The following is a 14,430-nucleotide window of genomic DNA, read 5'->3' as shown; positions in this document are numbered from 1 at the left end:
CAGGCGATCGGCATCCCGGGACGCCGGGTGTGTCGCCTGTTGTGCAGGTTTTCGTTGCCCATAGTTCATATTCGCGGTGCCCGGCGCACGTCGTCAATGCGGTACCGGTCCCCAGCAGTGGGCGCTCGAGTCGGACGCGGGCGCGCGCGGGCCGATCGGAGAAATCCGCTGATCACCGGACCGAATGTGGCCGCGTCGGTAACGACGTCGACATGTCCGCCCGGATGTAGGTGCAGCGTCGAATGCGGCAGCATTCGGTGCATGATGCGGGCGTTGACGACCGGGATGATCGGGTCGTCGGTGCCCGCGACAATGAGTGTGGGCTGCCGAATCGCCCACAGCGCGGGCAGACTGGTCCACAGCGAACCCGCGAGGAGTTGGTACAGGTAGCCGCGCAAGGATCCCGCGTGCACCTGACGGTGGAACAGTTCGGCGACGCGCTCGGGATCGGTGCGTGCGGTGCCGCCGTAGCTGGCCGCGGCGATATCGGTGGCGTACTCCGGATCCCGGAACCGGCGCGGTGTGGCCATCTTGACCAGCACCCGCGGGTGGGCGGGCACCATCAGTACGCCGGTCGCCGCCGACACCAACACCAGCCTGCGACATCGGCGCGGGTTCTGAAAAGCGAATTGCTGTGCCACCGCACCGCCCCACGACAGGCCGAGCAGATCGACGCGGTCGATGCCCAGTTTGTCCAGGATGCGGCCGAGCAGCCAGGCCAGATACGGAAACCCATAGGGGAGTGGGGAATGCGGTGACTCGCCGGTGCCGGGCACATCGAAACTCACGACCGGGATCTCGAGGTCGAGCCCGTCGACAATCGGCGCGAGCACCTCGAGCCCGGCGCCGATGCCATTGCACAACACCAGCGGTATGCCCCGTCCCGGCCGGATACGCACTCGAATCCGTTGGCCGAATACGGTGATGATGTGGTCCCCGGTGGCGGCGATCATCGGCTCACTGCGCGACATCAGTGTTCGTGGACATAGGTGCCCGGCGCCGGACCGACGGGTAGCAGGCCCTCGGCGCCGAGCTGTTGCGGCGCGGGCTTTTCGGGTCCGCCGCGCTCGGCGAGCCAGGCGACATAATCGGGCCACCAGGAGTCGGCGGCCCGCTCCGCCGTTTCCAGCCATTCGTCGGGTCTTTCGGTGTCGGCGGGCCCGAATCGGTAGGACGCCTTGGGATTTCCGGGCGGATTGACCAGCGCCGCAATATGTCCGCTGGTCGAGAGCACGTACCGCTGCTGCGTGCTGCCGAGCAGCCGTGCGCTGCGATAGGTGGCCTGCCACGGGCTGATGTGGTCGGCGATGCCACCGATCACATATGAATCGACGGTCACCTTCGACAGATCCACCGGCGAGTCCAGCATGCGCACCGCACCCGGTTCGGTCAGCGAGTTGTGCAGCCCGAGCAGCACCATATCCCGATGCAGGGCCGCGGTCATGCGTGTGGTGTCCGCATTCCAGAACAACACGTCGAACGCCGCGGGCGCGCGCCCCTGGACGTAGTTGTTGACCCAATACCGCCAGATCAGATCGGTTGGCCGCAGCCATGCGAACACCTCGGCCAGCGCGCGTCCGTCGAGATAGCCCTTGCGCTCGGACATCCTGATCGCCGTATGCGCCTCCTTCTCGCCGAGCGCCGCCGAGGCGAAACCTGCCTTGGACTGATCGAGTACGGTGACTGCGAGCGTCAGGCTCGCCAGCCGATCGTCCTCGCCGATATCGGTGAGATGCGCGGCGACCATGGCCGCGAGAATGCCGCCGGAACAGCTCGCCATCAGATGCGCGCGCTCGGTCCCCGCGATCCGCCGCACCGCGTCGAGTGCTTCCACAATGGCGGCGCCGTAGCTGTCGAATCCCCAATCTCGGTGCCGGGCATGCGGATTGCGCCACGATATTGCGAAGACCTGCTGGCCCTGCTGCACGAAATACTCGATCATGCTGCGGCCGGGTGCGATATCCATAACATAGAACTTGTTGATCACCGGTGGCACCATCAGCAGCGGAACCGTGTGCACCGTCGGTGTCTGCGGGGTGTACTGGATCAACTCGAACATCCGTGTTTTCAGCACGACCGCGCCCGGTGTCGTGGCGATCGTCTCGCCGACCGCGAACGCATCCGGCTCGACCATCGCGGGAACTCGCGGCTGACCGGCGATATCGCGCAGGAATCGGCGCAGGCCGCGGACCGCGCTCAGTCCGCCGGTATCGATGAGCGCCTTCCAGCCCAGCGGACTGAGCAGCGGGTTGTTGCTCGGTGACGCGCCTTCGATCACATTGTCGAGTACGAATTTCATCCGCTCGCCATCGCGCCAGTCCAGCTCGGCGTCTCGGTAAAGCGTCTCGGCGGTCTCGGATGCGGCCAGGTAGGCCTGCACCGTTCGATGCAGCAGCGGATTCTGTTGCCACGCGGGGTCGGCGAAGCGCTTGTCGTACTTGGCCGGTTCCCGGGTGGCCGAACCGCGGGCGATAAGGCCGAATTCCTTGACCAGTGATCGGCCGCGCTCGGCGACAGTCCCCGGCTTGCGGGCCAGATTGGCGGCCATATGTGCCCAGGAGGTGTTCGGTGTCATGCGGCGGCGCAGGCCGAAGGCGGGGCCGAGCAGCAGCAGATCGAGCGGAGCGGCGAGCTCGTCCGCGCCACGGGCGGTGGTGGGTGGGTAATTGCGTTCGGTATCAACGGTATTCGTCACGATGGCTTCTCTCGGGTGGATAGTTCGACGGTGCCCGGGTCACATATCCATGCCGCCGTTGACGCTCCACACCTGTCCGGTGATGTAGGCGGAGGCGTCAGCGGCCAGGAAGTGCACGACCCTGGCGACTTCCTCGGGGCGACCGGCCCGCCCCACCGGGATCTGCGCGGTGAGCTTGCTCATCACCTGCTTCGGAATGCGGTCGGTCATCTCGGTGGCGATCAGGCCGGGCGTCACGGCGTTGACCGTGATGCCGATGCCGTAGTCGGTGCGCAGGCCGGATTTGTCGAGCTGGCAGGCGGCCTCCTTGGCCAGGGTCTTGGTCAGCCCGAACAGCCCCGACTTGGCGGCGGCGTAGTTGGCCTGGCCGATATTGCCGGTCTCACCGACCACGGAGGACACGTTGACAATGCGTCCGGTCCCCCGTTCGACCATGTGCGCAAGCGCGGCCTGGGACAGGAAGAAGGCGCCGGACAGGTTGACCGCGAGCACGGTGTGCCAGTCTTCCTCGGTCATCGCGGCCACCGTCTTGTCCATGGTGATACCCGCGTTGTTGACCAGAATGTCCAGTCGCCCATGGGTTTCGATCACCTCGGCGATGGTGCGGCGACAGTCGGCGGCGGAGCTTATATCGCCCTGATGGGCCGAAGCGGTGGCGCCGTGCGCCCGGGCCTGCTCGGTGAGGTTGGTGACGAAATGGTCGGCGCTGTCGGTGTTGTAGCCCACCGCCACTGTGGCGCCCTGGCCAGCGAGGCTGCGCGCGATCGCGGCGCCGATACCGCGGGTGCCACCGGTGACGAAGGCGACGCGGCCGGTGAGTTTTCCGGTGCCCAGTCCGAGCCCGGGGATTTCTTGAACGTACGAGGTGGTCATTCCTGATGCTTTCTGGGTATTTGGAATCTTGGTATGCCGCGCCGTTGCTGGCTGCAATTACTGTCGTATGGAATTCGATCGGGATCATCGTCTCGGGGAGACGAGAACCGAGGGATTCATTGGCAGGTGGACACAGGACCTGCGAACATGCGGTGCCGCTATTGGAGTGCGGCCGGTCGGCCCGAAGTGACATCGATCTCGGGCGACCCGATTGCTAGCCGATTTCTTCCAGGTGGCGCAGCGCCGATTGCGCGGCGTTGGCGCCGCACATACCGTGCGCGCCGGGACCGGGTGGCGTGGCCGCGGAGCAGATGTACATTCCCGGCACGCCGACGTCGTACGGCGACAGTGTGGTGCGCGGACCGAAGACCAACTGACGAATATCCTTGGCGCCGGTCATGATGTCGCCACCGACATAGTTCGGGTTGTAGGTCGCCATCTCCGTCGTCGTCCGTACGGTCTGCCCGACGATGCGCTCCCGGAAACCAGGCGCGAACCGCTCGATCTGGGCGATGATCGCCGCGGTCGCATCGCCGGTAAATCCGTTGGGCACATGCGCGTAGGTCCACAGCGGATGGACATTGCCGACCGAGCGCTGCGGGTCCGCCAGATACTGCTGCCCGACCAGGACGAACGGTCGCTCCGGCATCCTGCCCGCGTGAATATCCCGTTCACCGGCGGCGATCTCGGCGTAGTCGCCGCCAAGATGCACCGTCCCGGCGCGGTGCGCGTCCGGATTGGTCCACGGCACGCCACCCTCGACCGCGAAGTCGACCTTGAAAGCCCCGGGTCCCTGCCGAAAACGTTGGTACGCCTCGGCGATTCGGCGCGGCAGCCGATCGCCGAGGATATCGGCGACGGCGCCGGGCGCGAGGTCGAACATCGTGATGTCGGTGTGCGGCAACTGCGATATCGCGTCGATGCGGGTCCCGGTCTCGATCTTGCCGCCGAGATCGGCCAGCAGCGCGGCGAGCGCGCCGCTGATCGATCGCGATCCGCCCGCCGCAACGGCCCACCCGTGCCGGTGCCCGGCGGTGATGATGCCGAGTCCGATCGCGGAGGTCAGCGGCTGATGCAGCGGCCGAAAGGTATGTGCCGCGATGCCGCCGAACAACGCCCTGGCCGCCGCGGTCCGGAATGCCCGTGCCAGCGTCGAGGCGGGCAGTATGGTCGGAATGCCGAATCGTGCCAGCGTCAGCGGGTGGTGTGGCATTCGCAGCAGCGGGCTCATAATGTCCTGCGCCAGCGCGTCGTACCGGGCCACCGGGCGATCGAATGCCAGCCGCCAGCGTGCCCCGTCTCGGCCGAGCCCGGCCGCGGTCTCCTCGACCGAGCGATGCAGCACTCCCGCCGAACCGCCGTCGAGCGGATGTACGCAATCTATCTCGGGCCAGCGCCACTGCAGCCCGTACCGGTCGAGGCCGAGACTGCCGAGGAATTGCGAGCCGACGGCCATCGGATGGGTGGCCGAGCAGTGGTCGTGCAGCAGACCGGGCACGATCGCCTCGCTGGAGCGGGTGCCGCCACCGATCTCGTCCGCCGCCTCCAACACGGTGACCTGTACTCCGGCCGCCGCGAGGGCGACGGCGGCGGCGAGCCCGTTGGGGCCGCCGCCCACCACGGTTGCGGTGCTCATGCCAGCGCTCCATGCCCGTGCTCATCCAGGATGACCGGTGCGGCAGTGGGCTTCGGTTCGGTCAGCGACCAGCTCACCTCGGTCGGGATCGGACCGTTGGGCAACCACGGCTGCTCAGCGACCGCATCGGCGACCTTCCAGGTACCGCGCTCGATCACCCCGAGCGCCCCGTCGATCACCTTGTAGTGCTGAACCTTGCTGCCCACCGCCTGCGACTCGACCCAGACGACGATCAGCTCACCCGGTTCGAATTGTGCCTCGGTCTGCACAGCCCGGACCAGATCCTCGTTGTGCAGGTGTCCGTCACCGAAGTTGAACCCGATCAGCGAATTGCAGATGAATTCCGCCTCGCGCACCGTCCGGGTATCGATATCGGGCAGGGATTTCAGCAGCACCGAGAACAGGCCGCGGCCCTGACTGTGCATGGTGCGCCAGGCGATGGTCTTCTGCAGGGTGATCTCGGCCCATTGCGGTTCGTAGCCGAACTCGATGAACTGGTCGAGTTGATTTCGCGCCGTCCTGGTCACCCGATCCAGTTTGGCTTCGGCACCGGGCGCGAACGCCCACACCGCCGACGCCCAGTTGCCCGCGTACTGCCGCATCGAGGGCAGGAAGGACACCTTGTCGGGGCGGAAATTGCCCAGGATCGGGAAGAAAACCAGCCCTGCCACGATCACCATTGTGAGCCACGGTGAGGACATATCGGTGACGCTGTAGCCGTCCCAGTTGGGGAAGCCGAGGAACAGGAAGATCGTGGTGTAGGCGAACAGCACATTCCACTCCAGCGGCACCGCCAGCGGGAAGGTCGACACGATGAACAGGTGGAACACCACCATCGCGGTCGCTGCCGCCACGGTGAGCCAGATATTCGTCGAGAAGAACAACGTCAGCGGTGCGACGATCTCCACGAAGGTGCCGCCGACGTGCGCCATCAGATCCGCCACCCGGGACGGCCGCAGGTCACGCGGGAAGTCGCGATAATGCGCCCGCTTGATCCAGGTGAACGGCATCGAGGGGCTGTTGCTGACCATCGGCGGGACCACATTGGCGAAATGCTTGCCGAACTTCGACACACCCGCACCGACCCAGACGACCAGGATCAGCAGCTTCAGCGCGATGATCATGTCCACGAATGGCAGCACGGTGAAGAAGACGAGCGCGGGCAGGTACTGCTCGCCGCGAGCGGCGAGGAAAACCGTCTTGTCACGCAGGCCGTTGACCACCAGCAGCACGATTGCGGGCACGATGAGCGCGGGGGCGACCAGGCCCGAGGTGTTGTCCGGGACCGCGGCGGATAGCGAGTCACTGTGCACGCCGGGCAGAACCAACGGAACCGCCACGGCGACCAGCATCGCCACATAGAGCACGATGTCGAACCAGGTGCGGCGATCACCCCCGGTGAACGGCACCCAGCGCCATGGCCGCAGCCGAATGGTGCCCGGCCTGGCCCAGAACAGGATGCCGCCGGTCATCGGCTTCACCTTCCCCGCGAGCGGTCCCCACGAGCCCGCGACACCGATCGCCTCGAGCAGGACGGTCCACAGCACCGCCTTCTGGTAGACGATCGGCTGGTCCCACCACTGCGAAACATGCCAGAACGCAGGCAGATCCGAGGTCACGGTCGCCACGACAATGCCGCCCAGCGCGTAGCACAGCAGCAGCTTCAGGATGTAGATCGTGTGCACCATTCGCGGCGAACCGAATCCGTGCTCGCCCCAGCTGACGGCGAGAATGCGCATCCGCTCCATGAGCGGCTTCCGCAGAAATGTTTCCGGATCGACGGCTGGGAGATCCGGCTTTGTGAAACTCATTGTGAACTCCTAATTTTCGAATGTATCTCAGGCACCCTGGAGGTGCAGCGATTTGCGCAGCGAGGATTTGTCGATCTTGCCGACAGCGTTCTTCGGCAGCTCGTCGAGAATCGTGATCGCCACGGGCAGTTTGAATTTCGACAGCGCGCCGCGCGCGTGCTCATGGATCCTCTCGGCGTCGATCTGCGCGCCGGAATTCAGCGAGACGAACAGCACCGGCTGTTCGCCGTACACCGCATCGGCCCGGCCGACGACCGCGGCCTCGGCGATTTCGGGCAGTTGATAGATGACGGTCTCGATCTCTTTCGGATAGATGTTCTCGCCGCCGCGAATGATCATGTCCTTGGCGCGGTCGACCAGCACGAGATAGCCGTCCTCGTCGATGCGTCCGATATCGCCGGTGTGCAACCAGCCGCCCGCGAGCGCCTTGGCGGTTTCCTCGGGGCGATTCAGATAGCCGCGCATGACATTCGGTCCGTGCACCTGCACCTCGCCCGGTTCACCGTCGGCCACCGGGAGGTCGTTGGAGTCGACGATCCGGATGGTCTGGCCGGGCAGCGGCAGCCCGACGGTGCCCGGCTTGCGCTGGCCGCCGATCGGGTTGACGGTGCTCGCGCAGGATCCCTCGGACAGTCCGTATCCCTCGACAATCGGTATGTCGTAACGGCTTTCGAACTTGTCCAGCAGTTCGACGCTGGCCGGTGCCGCGCCGCATACCGCGAATCGCACGGCCGAGGTATCCGGTCGCACATCCACGGGCAGATCCGCCAGCATCGTGTACATGGTCGGTACGGCGGAGAAGTAGGTCGCGCCGCTGCGTACGATCCGCTCGAAGAAGGTCTTCGGGCTGAACCGGCCCGCGATGGTGGTCCGGCCACCGGCCAGCAATGGCGACAGCGTGCCGACGACAATGCCGTTGACATGGAACAGCGGCAGGATGAGCAGGCTGTGGTCGGCGCCGGTCAGCTGGAATGCGTCGATCACCATGCGGCACATTGCCTTCAGGTTGGCGTGGTCGAGCATGACGCCCTTCGGGCGGCCGGTGGTGCCGCTGGTGTAGATGAGCAAAGCCAGCGCGTCGTCGGACTGCTGGACCGGATCGGCGAAGGCCGGGGGTTCGGCGGTCAGCTCACGCACCGGCAACAGCGCGGGTGTGGCCAGTTCGATCTGCCGATCGGTGACCAGCACCTTCGCCCCCGCGTCCGCCACCTGGTATGCGACCTCGGACGGGACGAGTGTGGGGCTGAGCGGAGTGACGGCCGCACCGATACGCCACGCGGCGAACAGGGTCACCACGAGGCTCACGGTGTTGGGCAGCATCACGGCGACCACGTCCTGGGCGCCGATGCCCTGGCTGCGTAAGGTCGCCGCGGCCCGCTGGACGGTCCGGAGGAACTGAATGTTGTTCAACTCGACGTCATCGTCGGCGATGCTCGGTCCGTACGGGTCGCGGGTGGCGCGTAGATCGGGGAGTTCCGAAAGGTTCATGGACAATTCCTGGGCTGGGGGTTTCGAAGGGATACACCAAACGATAGGAATCGGACATCTGGTAAACACCGTCGCGAAAATACGAAGTCCGCGGCCGGTGTTGTCGTGGGAAGACAACCGCATCAGGAAATCGATCACCCTGGTCGGCACAGCGATCTACTGTTGGTTATGGCTGACCGGCGCCGGTTCGACGATGCAGTCGTCATAGAGAACGCCGCGAGGATCGAAGGGCTGCTCCGTGCCAGGCTGGGCGAGGTATCCCGGTCGATTCAGCAGACCCTGGCCGCCGAGATTTCCGAACTGCGGGGTAATTCGCAGCTCATCGAATTACTGGGCGCCAGCGTCGAGGGAAATATCGATGCGGTCTTCCACGCGTTGCACTACGACATCCCGATCGAGCGCGTCGAACCGCCGACCGCCGCGCTGGAGTATGCGCGGCGCCTGGCCCAACACGATGTCTCCTCCAATGCGCTCGTGCGGGCCTACCGGCTCGGTCAGCAGGCGCTGCTCGATGTGATCCTGGACGAGATCCGCGCCGCGGACCTCGATCCGACACTGAGCCTCGATGTCTACGAACGGATGACAACGGTCTCCTTCCGCTACATCGATTGGATTTCCCAGCAGGTCGTCGGGGTGTACGACGTCGAGCGCGATCGGTGGTCGGAGCACCGCAACAGCGTGCGCGCCGTCCGTGTGCGCGAGCTGCTCGAGGACGGCGAGGTGGATCTGGACGCGGTCACCGCGGCAATCCGTTACCCGCTCAGGCGAATTCACCTCGCACTGATTCTCTGGTACTCCGACGACGTGAAGGGCAACGAGTTGGTGCGGCTGGAACGCTTCCTGCGCGAGCTCACCGAATCGCTACCGACACAGGGGAGTGCGTTGTTCGTCGCCGCCGATCGAGTCAGCGGTTGGGGCTGGATTCCGTTGAGCGCCGAGACCGCGCCGACCGTCGAGGGGCTGGTCCGTCGGTTCATCGCCGGGCGCCACGATGCTCCGTGTATCGCCCTCGGTATGCCACTACCCGGTGTCGAGGGCTTCCGTCGCTCCCATCGGCAGGCCGAGAGCGTCCGCAACGTCGTCATCGCCGCGGGTCCACGCAGCGCGCGCGTCACGGCGTCCGGCGACCCTGGGCTGGCCGCGGCCGCACTGCTGAGCGGCGATCTGCCCGAGGCTCGGGCCTGGGTGGGCGATGTGCTCGGGCCGCTGGCGACCAACTCCGACAACGATGCGCGACTGCGCGACACCCTGCGCGTCTTCCTACATCACGGCGCGAGCTACAAGGCCGCCGCCGACGAGCTGAACCTGCACTTCAACTCGGTGAAATATCGTGTCCAGCGCGCCGTCGACCGCCGCGGCCGCCCGATCGGCGAGGATCGCCTCGATGTCGAGCTCGCCCTGCTGCTGTGCCACTGGTTCGGTCCAGCAGTGCTCTGGCCTGTCGATGACGGGCATGCCACGACCGATCGCATTCGGCGCGCGCACCCGTCAGCCGTCGGTCCGGAACAAGGCCCGAGCCCGGCCAGCTGAGGTGCCATCAATGCGATCCGGTGGTTGTCGTTGGTGCGCAACGACTTTGCCGCTGATCCGACGGATACGAGCAAGCCCAGTCGGTGGATTCCGCTCAGGCCTCGCTCGGTGACGGTGTCAGCGTACGACCTCGACGATGTCACCGGGGTTGAGGTGGTGGTAGGTCGCCTCGGCGCCCTCGGGGGTCATCCGGATGCAGCCGTGCGACTGTTCCTCGATGGGGCCGATATGGGTGGCGATATCACCGTTGAAGAAGACGGCCCACTTCATCGGAGCGTTGTGCATGGTGCTCCAGAAGTCCTCCCTTTTGAAGGAGACCCGGAAGACCCCGGGCGGCGTCTCGTACCCGGGCCGACCGTGGGAGATCGGGGTCGGACCGTAGGTCACCTTGCCGTCTTCCATCAGCCAGGCTTCGTTCGTGGACAGCCGCATACACATCCGTGCGTTCTCGGCACACGGTGCGTAAACGGGAGCCGGCGGAATGGGCGGAATGATCGCCGGTGTGCCGATATCCGGGCCACCCGGCCACAGTGGTTCTGCTTGCGCCGTGCCCGCCATCAGGAGTCCGGCCGACACGGCACCGACGAGCACTGCGGATCTGACCGACCAGTTTCGAAAACGCTTGCTGTTCTTCACGCTACTGACCCCTCTCACCTTGGGCACCCTGGGCGTGGATCGCCAGAGTGATGATGGGACCAACCTCGTAGCGCTAAGCATATGACCGCCGCGAGGTGAAAGTGATCGTTTCCGGAATCGCTACCTCGGCCTCTGTCATAACGGACTGGTGTCGCATAAGCGCCAGCCGCGGCCGCATAGACTCGGTCCGAACGCGGGATCGGGCGCGCATTGTCCGGGTCCCAAGTACGCTCGGAGTGTCGAAATATGAGGCGACAGATTGGTTTCCGTAATTAAGGGGGAACAGTGGACGCGCTGAAGCTCGACCCGGCGGCGATGGCCGCCTACACCGCGATCGCGAATACGGTGTCGCAACAGCTGGCCTCGGCCTCGGCTGTCGCGGGTGGCGCGGTGAATCCGGAGCGACTCGTCGCCGATCTCGGACCGGTCGGCGCCACATTTGCGGCCCGATTCACCGAGAAGGTGCACGAACATGTCCAAGCGCTTTCTACCGCAGGACAATTGGTGGCCGCCTATGGGCAGGTACTGCGCGACTACAGCGCGGATATGCAGGGCATCGACGTAGATTCCGCGGGCGCTCTTGCCCGGCAAGGAGAAGCGCTGGCATGAGCGAACGAAGTGAGCGAATCATGAGCCAGCGTGCACGGCACATGCCGGAGCCGAGCGTCAGCGAGGCGCAGGCATGAGACGACTGCTCCGACGGCGGCCCGCTAACACCGCCGCCGATACCCCCGTCAGCACCGTCGACCCGAATGTGGATCCGCCGATCGTGGCCGCGCTGGTGGAGCCGCTACTACAGCTGCGCGCCTCGCTCGGCAGCGGCGTCGCGACACCGGACCGGTCCGTGGTCGAGGCGCTGTCCGCGGCGTCCACACAGGTCGCCGATGCCGAGGGCCCGCACCGCGACGGCCTGCACGCACTCGAGTCGACCTGGACCTCGCGCGCCGCCGACGATGCCGTTCCGGCGTTGCGCACCACGCAAACTCAGATCGGCGATATCTCCGACCGCGGACCGGAGTACCTGTCGGTGCTCGGTGACGCCCATGCCACCAGCGCCCGTGCCGCGCAGAAGGTGGAGCAGATCATCGCGGACTTCCGCAGGGACGCCCGGCAGATCATGAGCACCGCGAGCGCGTCCTCGGATACCGATGCCGTGATCGCGCGGGCAACCCGGGCGCTGCGGGACGCCGTCACCGCGGTCAGCACCGCGCAATCGGAAATGGACGGCCACACCGCCCGGCTCGATGCGATGGGACCGCTCACCGTCACCACACCGCAGGGCGTCGGCACCACCCAGCAGACGGTCGTGCCCGGTACGACGGACGGCACGACGACCGCGGGCGTGACCACGACAACGCCACTGGACCCGGTGCAGGCAGCCCAACTCCAGTTGCAGCAGTACCTGATCAACGCGGGTGTCTCGGTCGGCACCGCCGCCATCGAGGCCGGGGTCAATATCGGCACCCACCTCATCGATAAGATCGCCGAAGTCGGTACGCACGCCATGGACACCGTGGCCACCTCCGCGGATAAGGCAATCGACAAGGCGATTCCGGAACTCATCCATCCGGGCAGCACCACGAACCCGACCACCGGCGAGTCCGCGAGCAAACCCACGAATGTGATCGACTTCGGCGGCGGATCGGGTCTGTCGGCCAAGCCCGCGCCGAATGCCGGGACCAGCTCGGTGATCCCGCCCAATGGATCCACCGCCACGAAACCGGCTCCGGCGCCGATGCCAGCACCGGGGCCGCAGGCACCGGCCACTGCGGAGACGCCACCGTCGCGGCCCTCCGCGCCGGAACCGGCGAACCAGCCGGGCAGCACCGGTGGTCTGGCGATGCCGCCGTCACCGCAATCGGATGAGGATCGCCGCCCGCGCGACGGCCAACTCGGCGTCACCGTGCCGACCGTGCTGGCGACCGTCCCGCCCGCGGTGATCGGCGAATTCGACGATGACGAGCTCTGATTCCGGCTCCCCGAGCCGGAACCAGGGCAATCCGTTCGATACCGGACTGCCCATGATCCGGCCCGCCGCCCCCGCCTCGAAGCGGCGGCGTCCGGGCGCGCGGCGTGGTTCGGGCCAACGACGGGGCCCTCGGGTCGATCCGCTCGACCCACCCGAGCGGCCACTGCGTGCCCGGCCGTCCGGGGATTGGCAGGAATGGCTGGAACCGCGTCATCCCGCCGTGGCGCCAACGGAGGCGGAGCAGAGCCGGGACCGGACCCGCACCGTCGCGACCGAATCGCCGCTACCTGCGGAAACCAAAGCCGTTGTGCCCACGATCATCGATCGGTCCGGCGGCAATCCCGGCCCGGCGCTGCGGCATCCGCCGCGACGTCGCGATCAGCAACCGGCAGGTGGCGGCAATCGGGTGGTCGCGGTGCTGATCGTGCTCGGTGTGGTGCTCGCGGTGGTTTCGGTGCTGATGTTCGTCTTCGGCGGTTCGGGTGAGCAGAAGCGCCCCGCCGCGGCGACCTCGGCGGCCGTCGTGCCAGGGACCGCCGGACGCGTTCCGGGGACCACCACCCCCGGCGATCAACCGTCGCAGGTCGCGACACCGGGCTGTGAACAGCGGCGCACCGGCGATGTCATCTCCGGCACGGATCCGGGCGGCACCAGCGATGGCCCCTCGGCGATCCTCGCCTTCGAGCGTGCGTATTACGTGCAGCGTTCGGGGTTCGCGGCGCGCGGCGTCGTCGCGAATGACGCGAATGTGCCCGCCGCCGACCAGATCCAGCGCGGCATCAACCAGGTCCCCACCGGCACCCTGTACTGCGTGCAGATCACCCGCGCGGGCACCGATGCAGGGGAGGCGCACTGGGAGGTCCGGCTCACCCAACAGCGACCGGGTGAGCAACCACAGACCTTCACCCAGATCATCACGACCCGAACGGCAGGCAATCGAACGCTGATCACCGCGATCAACGCCGCCTGACGCGGACCAGCGACCGCTGCTTGCGGCGCGGAATCGGGCTGTGCGGGCCCGAATCGAGTCGTGTGGGTCGTGTCGAGGGTGCGGTGGCATTTGAGTCGTGTGGGGCTGGGTCGAGTCGTGTGGGGTCGTGTCGAGGGTGCGGTGGCATTCGAGTCGTGTGGGGCTGGATCAAGCCGTGCGGGGCCGACTCGAGCGGATAGCGCCGCTTCGAGTTGTGTGCGGCCGAATCGAGTCCTGCTGTTGCGAACAGTCGACGCGGCGAGCGGGCGGCGGCGCTCAGAGGGTGCGCGTCATGAAGACGCTGTGCGGGTCCTCGAGATAGTCGGCGAATGGTGGGCAGACCTCGAAGCCGTGCCGGGCGTAGAGCCGTTGCGCCGGGGCGAAGTAGTCGGAGGCTCCGGTTTCCAGGCTGAGCCGGTGGTAGCCGCGGGCACGGGCCTCGGCGATGAGGTGGCCCAGCAGGGTGGCGGCGATGCCGCGGCCGGTGCGATCGGTGGCGGTGCGCATCGACTTGATTTCGCCATGAGTGGCGTCGAGCTGGTTGAGTGCGCCGCAGCCTGCGAGTTCGCTGTCCTCCCAGGCACTCCAGAAGGTGATGGCCGGGCCGCGCAGGGCATCCAGGTCGAGGGCGTGCACGCTGTCGGCAGGGGAGTTGTCGTACATCTCGGCCAGATGCTGGGTGAGCAGGGCCGCGACCTCCGGACCGGACAGATCGTCGACGACGATCCGCAGGTCGGCGTTTCGGCTCCGTAGCTGCTCGTCAATATCGCTGGACATTCGTCCATCATGGACAGTGCGTCTGGACCCTGCTGTCTGGGTCGG

The 14,430-nt window shown here is 66.5% G+C and carries 12 protein-coding genes; 4 read left to right on the top strand and 8 right to left on the bottom strand.

Going from position 1 to position 14,430, the window contains the following annotated elements; all coding sequences use genetic code 11:
* Positions 1–65: 65 nt before the first annotated feature.
* The 6 genes from phaZ to ABZ293_RS32270 form a co-directional block, all read right to left on the bottom strand.
* Entirely contained in the window at positions 66–971 is a 906-nt protein-coding gene (phaZ, locus tag ABZ293_RS32295; RefSeq protein ID WP_355186868.1) for a poly(3-hydroxyalkanoate) depolymerase, read from the bottom strand.
* The gene (locus ABZ293_RS32290; protein WP_355186866.1) at positions 971–2,695 is read right to left on the bottom strand and encodes an alpha/beta fold hydrolase; all 1,725 of its coding nucleotides are present in this window, start codon (positions 2,693–2,695) and stop codon (positions 971–973) included. Before ABZ293_RS32290 ends, phaZ begins: the two co-directional genes overlap by 1 nt.
* A 39-nt stretch (positions 2,696–2,734) precedes the next feature.
* Positions 2,735–3,568, bottom strand: a complete 834-nt coding sequence (locus ABZ293_RS32285) for a 3-oxoacyl-ACP reductase family protein (RefSeq protein ID WP_355186864.1) — start codon at positions 3,566–3,568, stop codon at positions 2,735–2,737.
* Between the two features lie 214 nt (positions 3,569–3,782).
* Positions 3,783–5,204 (bottom strand): NAD(P)/FAD-dependent oxidoreductase, encoded by a 1,422-nt coding sequence (locus tag ABZ293_RS32280; RefSeq protein WP_355186862.1) that lies wholly within the window; start codon positions 5,202–5,204, stop codon positions 3,783–3,785.
* Positions 5,201–7,015 (bottom strand): DUF3556 domain-containing protein, encoded by a 1,815-nt coding sequence (locus tag ABZ293_RS32275; RefSeq protein WP_355186860.1) that lies wholly within the window; start codon positions 7,013–7,015, stop codon positions 5,201–5,203. The genes ABZ293_RS32280 and ABZ293_RS32275 overlap by 4 nt, the downstream gene beginning before the upstream one ends.
* A gap of 27 nt (positions 7,016–7,042) precedes the next feature.
* Positions 7,043–8,503: an AMP-binding protein gene (locus tag ABZ293_RS32270; protein WP_355186858.1), complete on the bottom strand. Its 1,461-nt coding sequence runs from the start codon at positions 8,501–8,503 to the stop codon at positions 7,043–7,045.
* 168 nt (positions 8,504–8,671) lie between these two features.
* Between ABZ293_RS32270 and ABZ293_RS32265 the strand changes: the two genes are divergently transcribed.
* Entirely contained in the window at positions 8,672–10,033 is a 1,362-nt protein-coding gene (locus ABZ293_RS32265) for a helix-turn-helix domain-containing protein (RefSeq protein ID WP_355186857.1), read from the top strand.
* Between the two features lie 117 nt (positions 10,034–10,150).
* On the opposite strand, the gene ABZ293_RS32260 is transcribed toward ABZ293_RS32265, so the two are convergent.
* Positions 10,151–10,669, bottom strand: coding sequence for a L,D-transpeptidase (locus ABZ293_RS32260; RefSeq protein ID WP_355186855.1), 519 nt, complete (start codon positions 10,667–10,669; stop codon positions 10,151–10,153).
* A gap of 285 nt (positions 10,670–10,954) precedes the next feature.
* On the opposite strand from ABZ293_RS32260, the gene ABZ293_RS32255 reads away from it, so the two are divergent.
* The 3 genes from ABZ293_RS32255 (at position 10,955) to ABZ293_RS32245 (ending at position 13,608) form a co-directional block, all read left to right on the top strand.
* Positions 10,955–11,278 carry a hypothetical protein gene (locus ABZ293_RS32255; protein WP_355186853.1) on the top strand — a complete coding sequence of 108 codons (324 nt, stop codon included), beginning with the start codon at positions 10,955–10,957 and terminating at the stop codon, positions 11,276–11,278.
* A gap of 73 nt (positions 11,279–11,351) precedes the next feature.
* Positions 11,352–12,638 carry a hypothetical protein gene (locus ABZ293_RS32250; RefSeq protein ID WP_355186851.1) on the top strand — a complete coding sequence of 429 codons (1,287 nt, stop codon included), beginning with the start codon at positions 11,352–11,354 and terminating at the stop codon, positions 12,636–12,638.
* On the top strand, positions 12,625–13,608 hold the full coding sequence (locus tag ABZ293_RS32245) for a hypothetical protein (RefSeq protein WP_355186849.1): 984 nt from the start codon (positions 12,625–12,627) through the stop codon (positions 13,606–13,608). Before ABZ293_RS32250 ends, ABZ293_RS32245 begins: the two co-directional genes overlap by 14 nt.
* 276 nt (positions 13,609–13,884) lie before the next feature.
* Here the strand turns inward: ABZ293_RS32245 and ABZ293_RS32240 are convergent, their stop codons facing one another.
* Positions 13,885–14,385 (bottom strand): GNAT family N-acetyltransferase, encoded by a 501-nt coding sequence (locus ABZ293_RS32240; protein WP_355186847.1) that lies wholly within the window; start codon positions 14,383–14,385, stop codon positions 13,885–13,887.
* Between the last annotated feature and the right edge of the window lie 45 nt (positions 14,386–14,430).

It is taken from the genome of Nocardia sp. NPDC005998 (assembly GCF_040614395.1).
Classification (GTDB): Bacteria; Actinomycetota; Actinomycetes; order Mycobacteriales; family Mycobacteriaceae; genus Nocardia.
The sequence above is the reverse complement of the archived record's forward strand: the minus strand, read 5'-3'. Positions and strand labels throughout refer to the sequence as shown.